Source organism: Polyangium jinanense, from assembly GCF_028435365.1.
The window spans coordinates 396,692-408,445 of the sequence record NZ_JAGTJJ010000005.1 but is presented as its reverse complement, the minus strand read 5'-3'; the positions used below and the strand labels follow the sequence as shown (position 1 = coordinate 408,445).

Here is an 11,754-nt window from a genome sequence, read left to right as displayed (position 1 = left end):
CCGCCTCCTGTAGGATCGAGCGCCACCTTAAGGTGGCTCCGAAGGCCGCTCGCGAGCGGCCCGTAAATCAGCCGCTTTTAGCGGCTCACACATCGAAACCCCCCGGCTTTGCCGGGGGATTGTTAGTCCACCGTCTTCGTGACGAGCGGCTGGGGCCACGCGCTCACGGCATTCGCGGGCGACACCCTCGAACCGCGCTACGCCGTGCCTTTGCCGCGCGAGCCCCGCGCCGTCTACGTCGAGCCTTCGGGCCGCCGCGCCTTCGTCTCCCACGCCATCGGCGACGAGATCTCCATCGTCGACCTCGAAGATCCGCTCCACGCACGTAGGTCCGTCGATCTACGTCGGCACAACGGAGAAAAATCCTCTCGCCATACCGGTCAGGGGTTCGTCCTGACCGCGCTCGTCGGGACGAACCCCGAGCGCGTGACACGATTGCTCGCTCCCATGGTAAGTGTCGACCAGGACGCGGGCAGCATCTCCACCGAGACGTATGGCTCTCGATTCCTCGCCGCAGCGCCGCTCGTCGCCGTCGTCGATACCACGAGCGAGGATCTGCTCGGGCTTCATCTCTCGGTCTTCGAGCATTTCCGCGAAACGGCTTGCACCTTGCCGCGCGCCGCCGCGCTCGCCGGCGATCGCCTTCTCCTCGGCTGCCTCGGCGTCGACGCCGTCCTCGAGCTCGACGCCCGCGCGCGTGACCCGATGCGTTTCGAGCGTCGAAGGTTCCGCGTCCCCGCCGGGCCGATGGGCGTCGCAGCCGAACCGGGCCGCGAGCGCGCCGTGGTCTGGTCCCAGTTCGCCGCCGCCGTGAGCGTGCTCGACCTGCACGAAGGCGCCGCCACCAAGCCCGCCGCGGAAATCGTCGTCTCGAAGGAATTGCCTCCCGGCCTCGGGGCCGTCGAGGCGCGCGGGCGTATCTTGTTTCACACGACGAACGACCCGCGCATCTCGGGCGACGGCCGCGCCTGCGCGAGCTGCCATATCGACGGGCGCGAGGACGGCATCACCTGGCAAACGCCCGAGGGTCGGCACCAGACGATCATGCTCGCGGGCCGCATGAACGAGGGCGCGCCGTTTGGCTGGCGCGGCGAGACCCTCACGCTTCGCCACCACGTCGGCCGCACGATGAAGCGCCTCGCGGGGCGCGGGGTCTTCAGCGATGCCGATTCCGCCGACCTCGATGCGCTCATTGCTTACTTGAAGGTGATGCCCGCGCCCGTGCGTGCCGAGCCCGACGAGGCACGGCGCGCGTTCGTCGCCCGTGGACGCGAGCTCTTCGACGATTCACGGCAGGGCTGCGCCACCTGCCATCCGGGCGGCGGCACCGATCGATCCGCGTACGACGTCGCGCGCTCGCCGTACCATATCCCCTTCGATACACCCTCGCTCCGGTTCGTCGGGGGAACGGCGCCTTATTTTCACGACGGTCGTTATGCCACGCTCGGCGACCTTTTGCGGGGCGTGGACGGCACCATGGGCCATACCGGCTCGCTCTCGGACGAGGAGCTCCACGCGCTCGAGGCGTACCTGGAGGATCTGTGATGAAAACGAGCATCGTGTTTCCGGCCCTTGCCCTCGCGTGTTCGCTCGGCCTGGCCGCGACTCCGGCACAGGCCGAGGAGCCTTATCGATTCCAGGTGCTTCGCCTCGCCGAGATCCCGAGCGTCGAAGCCGAGCCCGACGTCGAATGGAAAGCCGAGAACTACGACGGTCAGGGCAACGCGAATCCGCTGCCCGACGCCGAACGTTCGCGCCCTGCGATGGACTGGAGCGGTTTGCCCCGGCCGCGCATGACCAACGAAAAAGGCAATCCCGTCGTCCTGCGGAGCCGGGACCGCCAGTACCCGGGCGATCATCAGGCGAACCAGTGGCTCCGTTATCTCCAGTCGGACGACGCCTCCCCGATCGCCATGGCGTGTGGCCCCGAGAAGGGCGAGCGGGGCGTCGATACGTATTTGCTCGAAGCGTCGCGGCCGGAGGGGCCGCGATACACAGTCCTCGAGGCCTGGCTCGATGGTAAGACGTGCAAGGGGCTCGCGCTCCGTCGTTATCAGACGACCGTAAAACCTCTCGCGGGCGGCCTCGCGTATGCCTACCGCACGTCTTGCGCGCGCTGCTCGGCGGTGGAGAGCGCCACCCTGCACGTCGTCATGCCGACGGCCTTCAGCTCGAGCGCGACCGGCGGATTTCGGTACTGGACGTACCTCATGCAGCACCTCGAGCTTCCGCTCGGCCCTGGCACGTCGGGCAGCTTGCACGCGCATTTCGAGGCCGCGAGTATCCGCGCGTGGAACCATGTCGTCCCGAAGCCGCTCCCCGTCGTCAATGTCGCCGAGCTCCGCATCGAGACGAGCTTCGCCGTGGGCGAGGACGAGCCCACGATCGTCCTGGCCATACGCGGGCTGAACATTCCGCTATCGTAGGCTTCCGGACGGCGCGGCGTCCGTGATAGGGTCCGCTTCATGTCCAACGTCGTCCACTTCGATACGAACCACGGCTCCTTCGAGATCACCCTCGACCCCCAGGCCGCGCCGCAGACCGTCGCGAATTTCCTTCAGTATGTCAACGAAGGGCACTACGACGGGACCATCTTCCACCGCGTCATCCCGGGCTTCATGGCGCAGGGCGGGGGATACGACGCGACGTATGAAAAGAAGTCCACGCACAAGCCTGTCACGAACGAGGCCGACAACGGCCGCAAGAATACGCGCGGCACCGTCGCCATGGCGCGCACGAGTGATCCGCACTCGGCGACGGCGCAGTTTTTCGTGAACGTCGCCGACAACGCGTTCCTCGACCATACGGCCAAGACCGACTCTGGCTGGGGGTATACCGTGTTCGGCCAGGTCACCTCCGGCATGGACGTCGTCGACCGCATCGTCTCGCAAGAGACGGGCAAGCGAGGCCCGTTCTCGAAAGACGCGCCGCTCGAGCCCGTCGTGATCAACTCCGCCCGCGTCCGCTGAGCCCCCGCCTTCCCGCCCTGCGACTCTGTCGCACAACCGCCCACATTGTCTCTCGTCGTTTTCGCATGAAACCGAATGGTTTCGATGCGTTGCAAGAGTGTCTGAACGTGTTCAGATTTGCTCTTAACCGGCGGCGTGTCTGCATCCATCATCTGAACATGTTCAAACTCGGTTCTTGCCGGAGGGCTCCGGCGAGCCGACGTGTAGGGAGGAAAACGCCATGGAGAGCACGATGATGAATGCGGCGTCGTATCTGGTTCCGGTGTATGCGGCGTATGCGCTGGCCAGCGTGGGGCTGACGGTGGGGCTCGCGCGGACGTTGTTCCGCAGCGGCGCGGTGTTTCTCGCGGACGTCTTCAAGGACAATCCCGGAATGGCCGAGGCCGTGAATCGACTGCTCGTCGTCGGCTTCTACCTGCTCAATTTCGGATATGCTTGCCTCATCATGAAGGCGGAGCGCGCGACGGACATCATCTCGGCCATCGAGATCCTCGCCGCCAAGCTCGGGCTTTTGCTCCTGTCGCTCGGCGTGATCCACTTCTTCAACGTGTACCTCTTCCACCGCATGCGCCGCCGCGCCCAGATGGCCGTGCTGCCGCCTCCGGTCGTCCCCCAGCTCAAAATGGTCCACACGGGCGCCGAGTGAAAGGCCTCCCGCGACAAACGAGGACGAGGAGGTTTTCCCATGAAGCGGCTCACGGTCCTTTTCGACGAAACCTGCGCGCTCTGCGTGCGTTGCCGCGATTGGCTCCTCACCCAGGAGGCGTATGTCGAGCTGGAACTCCTCGCCTGCGGCAGCGACGAAGCCAAACGGCGATATGCCGGGGTGCCATGGCTCGGCCAGGAACTCGTCGTGGTGAGCGACGAGGGCGATGTCTGGGCGGGCGCGGCCGCGTTCCTGCTTTGCCTGTGGGCGCTCGTGGAATGGCGGCCCTGGTCGTACCGCCTGTCCGGGCCGACGTTCGCCCCGCTCGCGGAGCGGTTCTTCCACGCGCTCTCCAGCAAGCGCCGCACGATCGCCGCGTGGGTCGCGCCGGACGATTGCCCCGGCGGGAGCTGCCGGGTACGGTACGCCGGAGGGCATTACCGATGAACACCCGCAAGCGCCGTCCGAGCGGCGAGGCGAGCCGCGAGCACATCCTCTCGATCGCGCTCGGGCTCTTTCGCGAAAAAGGGTTCGACGGGACCACGATGCGCGACATCGCCGCCGCCGCCGGACTCTCGCTCGGCGCTGCGTATTACTGGTTTCCCTCGAAGGAGGCCCTCGTGCTCGCGTATTACGCGCGCCAGCAGGACGCGCACGCGGAGGCATCGCGCGAGGCCCTCGAACGCCTGCCCGATCTGCGATCGAGGCTCGGAGCCGTGATGCACGCGAAGATCGACATGCTGAAGGAGGACCGCAAGCTCCTCCGGGCCATTCTGCGGAGCACGCTCGGCGCCGACGAGCCGACCTCGGTCTTCAGCGCGGAAACCGAGGGTGTGCGGCGCCAGGCCATCGCCATTTTCGCCGACGCGATCGGGAAGGACGAATCGATCCCCGAGGATACGCGGCCTCTCTTCGCGCAGGCGCTCTGGACGCTGCACCTCGGCTTGCTCCTTTACTTCGTGAACGACACCTCCGAGGACCAGGCGAAGACCCGCGCGCTCGTGGACGGCTCGCTCGACCTCGTCTGCAAGCTCGGGCCGCTGCTCGCGTCGCCCATGCTCGGGCCGCTGCGCGCCGAGATCACGGCGCTCCTCGAGAATGCGGGGCTCTTCGCGGCAAAGAAATGACGGATTGACGCGCGCCGGGCGCCTTGCAACGGTCTCGGCATGTTTCAACGAAGGTCGTTTCGACGAAGATGGGCCGCGGCGACGGCGATCGCCGCGCTGGTCGTGGGGTTTGGTTTCGGGCAGGCGCGTCGGGCGTCCGGGGAGACGCCGCCCGACGACGGCGCGCCCTCGGGCATGGTCGCGTTCGTCGCGGGGGGCGCGTGTCCGCCGGGTTGGGTGACCGTGTACGACGTCGGAGGGCGCGTCGTCGTCGGCGCGATCTATCCGGAGGACGTGGGCCTCGAGGTCGGCACGCCGCTCACCGATCGCGAGGAGCGGATGCACGAGCACGCCTATGCGGGCGAGGTCACGTTGGTCGCGAAAAACATCGCCGCGGCGAACGGCGGCAATCAGAATGGCGCCGCCGCGGGGACGTATCCGCTCGCGGGCACCACCACGAAGGTCTCCTCGGGGTTACCGTTCATGCAGATCGCGGGGTGCGTGAAGCCATGAAAACACGCGTTACGCTCGTCTCCTTGCTGCTCGTCTCGTTTTGGGGTTGCTCGGGCGGCGATGGCACGACCGGGGTGCCCATCGCCACCGACCCGGGCCCGCAGCCGCTCCGTGGTGACACGCTTCCGGAAGGCGCCGTCTCCTTTTTCAAGAAGCTCGCTTGCCCCGAGGGATGGAAGCCCTACGAGCCCGCCACAGGGCGCACGATCGTCGCGGCGAGTGAAGAGTTTCCGAGCGGAGCGACCGTCGGCGAGCCGCTCGCGAGCCAGGAAGAACGGACGCATTCGCACGCGATTGCGGCGACCGTCGAGATCCCGGCTGTCTCGTACGTCGGCGCGCCCGGCGGCGGAAATGCCGGCGTGGGGCAGGCCGGGGCCGTGTCGTTTGCCACGACGTCGGAGCTCGCGTCCGACGATATCCCCTACGTCCAGCTCCTCGTTTGCAGAAAAAACGAGCCGTCCGTCAAGCGGGCCACGCCCTTGCCGTCGCGTTTGCTCATGTTTTTCGACCTTCCGGAATGCCCCGCGGGCTGGAAGCCGGCCGAAGGCACGACGGGCAGGCTCCTCGTTGGATTGCCACAGGATGCGCCCGCGGACCGGCCCTTCGGTGGCGACCCGTTCACGAGCCCCGCGCTCCGCTCCCACGGTCACGCGGTCTCGTCGACGCTCGAGACGCCCTCGCACGGCATCGCGCTCGCGGGCGGGTGCTGCGGGGACGGATATGCCAAGAATGGCACGTACGAATTTGCGGTCGAGACGGAGCCGTCCGAAGTGGACATGCCGATGCTCGCGCTCCTCCAGTGCGAGAAAGAGTGAGGACCCATAAATCAGGGAAACACCTGATAGCCAGGGACGCGCGCCTCGTGAGATGAGTCGATCCCGGGGAGGGGATCGTGCGCGCAAAACATGGCTTGACGGTTGGTTCCTCGAAACCTTCGGAGCGATCGACGCCGCGGGGCGCGACGCTCGGCTTTTGGGGTCTCGGCGTTGATGTGCTCATCGGCGCCGTGGTGATCGCGGGCGTCGCGGTCACCACCCTGAAGCTGCAACTCCTCCGGCACGGCTGACGCCGAAGCCGGCTCAGCGGAGCACGATGTCGAGCGTGTGCGCTTCGAGAAGGCTCGGGACCTCCCATCGCTCGCTCATGCGGCGAATGACGGCCTCGGGCACGCGCGCGGCGCGAGCGCGGTTGCCCGCGAGCAGCGTGCTCCGCGGCGCCTCGACGTAGACGATCCACACCCGCGCGCCGTAATCGGCGGCGAGCGAGAGCAGCGGGCCGCGCCGCTGCCGGTTCAGGTTTGTTGCATTGTAGACGAACCGCTCGCCATGCCGGAGGTGCTCGCGCACGCGCTCCTTACCTGCCTGTACGACGGCGCCCTGGTTCTCGTCGGGCTCGACTTCGAGCTCGTGGCGGAGCTCGTCGAGCGACACCACCGGCAGATCCGCGAATCGCTCGCGAATGGCGGTGTCCTTCCCCGCGCCGGGCAGGCCGCACATCATGATCATCTCGCTGCGCGTGTCGTCGTGGATCGGCACGTCGGGCGAGCGCCCCTCGGAGCGGAAGTAGACGACGCGCGTGTGATCGGACGGGAAAGCGCGCGGTTTGTCATAACAACCCTCCTCGACGCAGAATGCGCGGAAGAGCTCGATGTTGTCGACGATGCGCTGCATGTCCTGGCAGACGCGGCCGCGGATGTCGGCCTCGGCGACGAGAGCGAGCAGATCGGCGCGGCAGACGAGCGAGATCTCCGCGGCGAGCTTCTGCGCGTCATCCCGCTCGATCAGATAGAAGGGGATCTGGTGGTGGCGGATGAGTCCGCACACCATCTCGCGCAGCGAAAACGGCGCGTCGAGCTCCCAGAGCAGCCTGCGCGCAAGCATCTCACCGGCGCGTGAATGGCCCTTCGCCGTGATGCGCCCGTCCGGCTCTTCTTTCGTGGTGAACGGCTTCGCCACGTCGTGCAAGAGGCACGCGAGCCAGACGGCCGCCTGATCCTCGGCCGAGAGCGCGCGCCACGCGGGCATGGCCACGAGCGTCTCGAGCACCATGCGCGTGTGAATCCAGACGTTGCCTTCGGCGTGGTGAATGGGGTCTTGCGGGCAAGGTTCGAGCGCGCGGACCCATTCGAAGGTCTGCAGCTCGTCCCAGGGCACACGGAAAGCGGGCGGCCGGGGCGGCTCGGTGAGGAGGGAGAGCGACATGGCGGGACTCGTGACGCGAAGAAAGGAGGGGCGCCACCATAGCACGGGTGAGGACGCCTGTGCTAGCCTGCTCTTCGTCGTGTCTGCAAAGTACCCGAGGACATTCCACCTCCCGTGGTCGCCGGGCGGGACGTCCGACGACAAGCGCATGTCGGACGTGTCCGCGCTCGTCGGCGCCGAGATCGTCGCGACCGAGAAATGCGACGGCTCGAACCTGACGTACACGCGGAAGAACGTCTTTTCGCGCTCGCACGCCGGCCCGCCCGCGCACCCGAGCTTCGACCTCGCGAAGGCCACGCACGCCCGCATCGGCCACATGCTCTCCGATGGGATCTCTGTCTTCTGCGAGTACTGTTATGCCGTGCATTCGATCGCGTACGAAAAACTCCCCGATTACTCGCTCGTCTTCGGGGTGCGCGACGATGCCGCCGGCATCTGGTGGGACTGGGACATGGTGACGGCGCAGGCGACCGACCTCGGCCTTCCCACGGCGCCCGTGCTTTTCCGCGGCGTGGTCTCGTCGCTGGACGAGCTCCGTGCGCTCACCGATCGACTCTCACGCGAGCCCTCGACGTTCGGCGGCCCGCGCGAAGGCGTCGTCGTGCGCGTGGCTTCGCAGTTCCCCGACAACGCATTTGGTCGATGCGTGGCGAAGTGGGTGCGCAAGGGCCACGTGCAGACGGACGAGCACTGGCTGCACCAGGCGATCGTCCCGCAGCGCCTCGCCCGGTCCGAGTAGGGCGACTACCGCTTCCCGCCGAGCTTCGTGAGCTCGGCGCAGAGCGCCTCCCGCGCCTTGCCGAACGTCTCTTCGTACCACGCGAAATCGTCGTCGGGCCCCTCCCAGAGCTCCGCGAGAAAGTGGTTCGCGGCCGCGTAATCGGTGATCTTGCCAGTTTTCGCGACCTGCAAGGCGAAGACCGGCACGCGCAGCGCGTGAAACGCCTTCTTCCGGGACGGGCCGGGCTCGTCGACGAAGCGCTTCTTCGCTTTCTGCCAGTCTGCCGTCGATCGACCGATCGCCGAGGACGCGAGTTTTTTTCGGTCGAGCGTGAACCGGAACGGCGGGCGGGGCGCGACGAGCACGTGCGCCGGCGGCGCGAATTGGCATTCGAGCGCGAAGACGCTCTGGTCTTCGAGCGCGTCCTCGAACGTCGCGACCCCGTGCATCACGATGTTGAGGCCTGGGGCGAAGGCGAGGTCTTGCCTTTGCCCCGGCTTTCCGAGCACCACGAGGAAGTCCTCGTCGGAGGCCGGTCCGGCCGTGCCGTACACGCGCGAGCCCACGCGGTACGCCGCGCGGATCTCGGCGCGCGGGACCCGAAGAACGGCGAGCAGGCGGCCGAGGACGTCGTCGGACACGATCGCATCTTACAACGGGAGGGCCGCGCTGGAAAGTTCCCACGTGCCGGCATTACGGAGGAGCCTCGGCGCGAAGAAACGAGTAGCATTCTCGGCGGTTTCGTGATCCAATGGGCGTCGTGGTATCCTTCTCTGCCTTCCGCCAGGCCGGGCGTCTCTTCGCGCTCGGAATCGGAGCGGTATCGCTCTTGTCGGGATGCTCGCCGGAAGCCCCTCCTGCAAACCCCGACACGGGGCCGAAGATGCCGGAGGGAGGCCTGCTCGACTACCCCGTGGATGCAATCGGCCCGTTCCGGGTCGGCTATCGCTCCTTTCTGCACACGTACCAGCCGAAGGGCGTGGAGGGGCCGCGGGAGATCCGCATCAATCTCTGGTATCCCACGCTCGACGAGGAAGGTACGTCGCCGAAGTACCTGAACGTATTCCCCGACGACGACGTGTTCGAGGGCGCGAGCGTCGCGCCGCCGATGGAGGCCGCGGGATACCCCGTGCACCTGCATTCGCACGGGTATTCGGGGTTCGGTGGGACGAGCTCCGACATGATGCACTGGTTCGCCTCGCACGGCTGGGTCGCGATCGCGCCCGATCACAAGGGCAACACGCTGCCGGAGCACGAGGATACCGTGCCGCTCACCATCAGCTTTTGGCGCTCGATGGATTTGACAGCGTCGCTCGATGCCCTGGAGGCGCTGCCCGCGGAGGATCCGCTCGCCGGCAAATGCCGCACGGACGAGGTTCTGCTCTCCGGGCATAGCTTCGGCGGTCGCACGGCGTGGGCGAGCGGCGGCGCCGCGCACGATCTCGCCGCGATTCAGGCCATGTGCGACGACGGTACGAAGTTCTCCGAGCCTTGCACGCCCGAGCAGATTGCCGTCTTCGGCGAGGGGCTCGGGGATGCGCGCGTCAAGGCGGGCATTCCGATGGCGAGCGGTGTCGGAGACGAAGAGCCGGGCTGGTTCGGGTTCGATGGGTACGATTCCGTGAAGAAGCCCTACATGCAGATGAGCGGGTCGCTCGATCCTGTCGGCGCCGAGAACGTGTTTGCCCGCGTGACCTCGATCGATTTCACCTGGCTCGATTTCGAGGGCGGATGCCACCAGCTCTTCGCGCTCGGCGGCTGCCAGGAGTTCGATTCGTACGAGGGCTGGCGGCTCGTGAACACGTATGCCTTCGCGTTCGCGCGCCGGCACATCCTCGGCGATACGAGCGACAGGGTCCAGAAGATCCTCGACGGCACCGAGGTCCTCTCGCCGAAGGTCAAGTTTCAGCACAAATGAGGTGTGCGATGTCATTCCGGGACGAACCTCTCCAAACGACCTATCTCTCCCGGGCGCTCCTCCCCGCGGCGCTCGCGGCTTCGCTCGTCGCGTGTAGCGAAGAGGCGCCCCCGCCGAGCGGCGGGATCGGGCCGCGTCCGCCGATGCCGGAGATCGCCGCGCAGACGGGGGCGCAGCGCCTCACGGTCGCGCAGTATGGCAATGCCATCCGCGACCTCTTCGGCGAGGACATCAACGTGCCGACCTCGATCGAGCCCGATGCCCCGCTCGACGGCTTCGTCACGCTCGGCTCGTCGGTCAGCACCATCTCCTCGCGTGGCGTCGAAAGATACGAAAAAGCCGCGTTCGCGATTGCGGAGCAGGTCGTTTCGGACCCGGCACGGAAAGCCTCGGTCCTCCCGTGTGCGCCCGCGGGGACGAACGACCTCGATTGCGCGAAGAAATTCGCCGCCTCGCTCGGGCGCCGCGTCTACCGCCGTCCGCTTGCGGCCGCGGAGGTCGATCGGCTGGGCGGGCTCCTCGTGCAGGCGGCGACCACGCTCGGCAGCTTCGACAAGGGGATCGAGTTTGCCCTTGCGGCGATGCTCCAGTCGCCGAATTTCCTCTATCGCCCCCAGGTCGGCGAGCCGGACCCGAAGAATCCGGACAAGCGACGCTACACGAGCCTCGAAATGGCCTCGAAGCTCTCGTTTTTCCTGTGGAACAGCATTCCGGACGAGGAGCTGCTCGCGGCGGCCGAGGCCGGAAAGCTCACGGAGGACGAGGGCCTCTCGGAGCAGGTCGTGCGCATGATCGAATCGCCGCGGGCGAGGGAAGGCCTGCGGGCGTTCGTCACGGATTGGCTCCACCTCGGCGATCTCGACGCGCTCTCGAAGGACCCCACGGTCTTCACGTATTACAGCCCCGAGGTCGGCCCCGCCGCGCGCGAGGAGACACTGCGGGTCTTCGAGCACTTCGTCTTCGACCTCGACGCCGATTACCGCGACGTCTTCCTCACGCGGACGACGTTCGTGAATCCGAAGCTCGCCTCCATGTACGCCGTGCCCGCGCCGACGGACGAGGGCTTCGGCAAGGTGGACTTCCCCGCGGATTCGCCGCGGATCGGCCTGCTCGGGCACATCAGCATCCTCGCCTTGCATTCGCATCCGCGGTCCACGTCGGCCACGCTCCGCGGCAAGTTCGTCCGCGAAGATCTGCTCTGCGACGGCATTCCGCCGCCGCCCGTCAACGTGAACACGGGGTTGCCGGATGCCTCGACGGAGGCGCGGACCCTGCGCGAGCGCATCGCGCAGCACAACACCGATCCCACCTGCCGGGCTTGCCACACGCTCATGGATCCCATTGGCCTCGGCCTCGAAAACTTCGATGGGATTGGCCGGTTCCGCTTGAAGGAGACCGACGCGGTGATCGACCCGTCCGGCAACCTCGACGGCGTGGCGTTCGCGAACGCGCGCGAGCTCGCCTTGCGCGTTCACGACAGCGACAAGGTCGCGCCTTGCTTCGTGCGCAAGCTTTATTCGTATGCGACGGCGTTCGAGCCCACGAAGGAGGAGACCGCCGCGATCAACACCCTCACCTACGATTTCCGCGCGGCGGGGCATCGCGTGAAGTCGCTTCTCTCGTTCATCGCGACGAGCCCGGGTTTCCGGCTCGCGCACAAGCCTTGACCACCGGTGACGA

14 protein-coding genes are annotated in these 11,754 nt (G+C 67.0%); 12 read left to right on the top strand and 2 right to left on the bottom strand.

Features of this window, described 5'->3' with window-relative positions; all coding sequences use genetic code 11:
• Window positions 1–138: 138 nt before the first annotated feature.
• The 9 genes from KEG57_RS55580 to KEG57_RS14985 all read left to right on the top strand — a co-directional run bounded on the left by KEG57_RS55580 (window position 139) and on the right by KEG57_RS14985 (window position 6,300).
• Window positions 139–1,545 carry a c-type cytochrome gene (locus tag KEG57_RS55580; RefSeq protein WP_272420514.1) on the top strand — a complete coding sequence of 469 codons (1,407 nt, stop codon included), beginning with the start codon at window positions 139–141 and terminating at the stop codon, window positions 1,543–1,545.
• Window positions 1,545–2,426, top strand: a complete 882-nt coding sequence (locus tag KEG57_RS15020) for a hypothetical protein (protein WP_272420512.1) — start codon at window positions 1,545–1,547, stop codon at window positions 2,424–2,426. The genes KEG57_RS55580 and KEG57_RS15020 overlap by 1 nt, the downstream gene beginning before the upstream one ends.
• Window positions 2,427–2,465: 39 nt before the next feature.
• Window positions 2,466–2,969 carry a peptidylprolyl isomerase gene (locus tag KEG57_RS15015; protein ID WP_272420510.1) on the top strand — a complete coding sequence of 168 codons (504 nt, stop codon included), beginning with the start codon at window positions 2,466–2,468 and terminating at the stop codon, window positions 2,967–2,969.
• 220 nt (window positions 2,970–3,189) lie between these two features.
• Entirely contained in the window at window positions 3,190–3,615 is a 426-nt protein-coding gene (locus KEG57_RS15010) for a hypothetical protein (RefSeq protein ID WP_272420509.1), read from the top strand.
• Window positions 3,616–3,654: 39 nt separating this feature from the next.
• A complete protein-coding gene (locus KEG57_RS15005) occupies window positions 3,655–4,062 on the top strand; it encodes a thiol-disulfide oxidoreductase DCC family protein (protein ID WP_272420508.1) in 408 nt (135 codons plus the stop codon).
• Entirely contained in the window at window positions 4,059–4,742 is a 684-nt protein-coding gene (locus KEG57_RS15000) for a TetR/AcrR family transcriptional regulator (RefSeq protein ID WP_272420507.1), read from the top strand. Before KEG57_RS15005 ends, KEG57_RS15000 begins: the two co-directional genes overlap by 4 nt.
• A 39-nt stretch (window positions 4,743–4,781) precedes the next feature.
• Window positions 4,782–5,234: a hypothetical protein gene (locus KEG57_RS14995; protein ID WP_272420505.1), complete on the top strand. Its 453-nt coding sequence runs from the start codon at window positions 4,782–4,784 to the stop codon at window positions 5,232–5,234.
• A complete protein-coding gene (locus tag KEG57_RS14990; RefSeq protein ID WP_272420503.1) occupies window positions 5,231–6,049 on the top strand; it encodes a hypothetical protein in 819 nt (272 codons plus the stop codon). The genes KEG57_RS14995 and KEG57_RS14990 overlap by 4 nt, the downstream gene beginning before the upstream one ends.
• Window positions 6,050–6,126: 77 nt before the next feature.
• Window positions 6,127–6,300, top strand: coding sequence for a hypothetical protein (locus tag KEG57_RS14985; RefSeq protein WP_272420502.1), 174 nt, complete (start codon window positions 6,127–6,129; stop codon window positions 6,298–6,300).
• Window positions 6,301–6,313: 13 nt separating this feature from the next.
• Here the strand turns inward: KEG57_RS14985 and KEG57_RS14980 are convergent, their stop codons facing one another.
• A complete protein-coding gene (locus KEG57_RS14980) occupies window positions 6,314–7,435 on the bottom strand; it encodes an AAA family ATPase (protein ID WP_272420500.1) in 1,122 nt (373 codons plus the stop codon).
• 79 nt (window positions 7,436–7,514) lie between these two features.
• On the opposite strand from KEG57_RS14980, the gene KEG57_RS14975 reads away from it, so the two are divergent.
• A complete protein-coding gene (locus tag KEG57_RS14975) occupies window positions 7,515–8,174 on the top strand; it encodes an RNA ligase family protein (protein ID WP_272458568.1) in 660 nt (219 codons plus the stop codon).
• A 5-nt stretch (window positions 8,175–8,179) separates the two neighbouring features.
• On the opposite strand, the gene KEG57_RS14970 is transcribed toward KEG57_RS14975, so the two are convergent.
• On the bottom strand, window positions 8,180–8,797 hold the full coding sequence (locus KEG57_RS14970) for a nucleotidyltransferase domain-containing protein (RefSeq protein WP_272420496.1): 618 nt from the start codon (window positions 8,795–8,797) through the stop codon (window positions 8,180–8,182).
• 119 nt (window positions 8,798–8,916) lie between these two features.
• On the opposite strand from KEG57_RS14970, the gene KEG57_RS14965 reads away from it, so the two are divergent.
• Both KEG57_RS14965 and KEG57_RS14960 read left to right on the top strand, forming a co-directional pair.
• The gene (locus tag KEG57_RS14965) at window positions 8,917–10,074 is read left to right on the top strand and encodes an alpha/beta hydrolase family protein (protein ID WP_272420495.1); all 1,158 of its coding nucleotides are present in this window, start codon (window positions 8,917–8,919) and stop codon (window positions 10,072–10,074) included.
• 8 nt (window positions 10,075–10,082) lie between these two features.
• Window positions 10,083–11,741: a DUF1592 domain-containing protein gene (locus KEG57_RS14960; protein ID WP_272420494.1), complete on the top strand. Its 1,659-nt coding sequence runs from the start codon at window positions 10,083–10,085 to the stop codon at window positions 11,739–11,741.
• The last annotated feature ends 13 nt before the right edge of the window (window positions 11,742–11,754 follow it).

Excerpts from the sequence above, each read along its gene's own strand:
- KEG57_RS15020 (WP_272420512.1), top strand. The coding sequence starts at position 1,545 with ATGAAAACGAGCATCGTGTTTCCGGCCCTTGCCCTCGCGTGTTCGCTC.
- KEG57_RS15015 (WP_272420510.1), top strand. The coding sequence starts at position 2,466 with ATGTCCAACGTCGTCCACTTCGATACGAACCACGGCTCCTTCGAGATC.
- KEG57_RS15010 (WP_272420509.1), top strand. The coding sequence starts at position 3,190 with ATGGAGAGCACGATGATGAATGCGGCGTCGTATCTGGTTCCGGTGTAT.
- KEG57_RS15005 (WP_272420508.1), top strand. The coding sequence starts at position 3,655 with ATGAAGCGGCTCACGGTCCTTTTCGACGAAACCTGCGCGCTCTGCGTG.
- KEG57_RS15000 (WP_272420507.1), top strand. The coding sequence starts at position 4,059 with ATGAACACCCGCAAGCGCCGTCCGAGCGGCGAGGCGAGCCGCGAGCAC.
- KEG57_RS14995 (WP_272420505.1), top strand. The coding sequence starts at position 4,782 with ATGTTTCAACGAAGGTCGTTTCGACGAAGATGGGCCGCGGCGACGGCG.
- KEG57_RS14990 (WP_272420503.1), top strand. The coding sequence starts at position 5,231 with ATGAAAACACGCGTTACGCTCGTCTCCTTGCTGCTCGTCTCGTTTTGG.
- KEG57_RS14980 (WP_272420500.1), bottom strand. The coding sequence starts at position 7,435 with ATGTCGCTCTCCCTCCTCACCGAGCCGCCCCGGCCGCCCGCTTTCCGT.
- KEG57_RS14960 (WP_272420494.1), top strand. The coding sequence starts at position 10,083 with ATGTCATTCCGGGACGAACCTCTCCAAACGACCTATCTCTCCCGGGCG.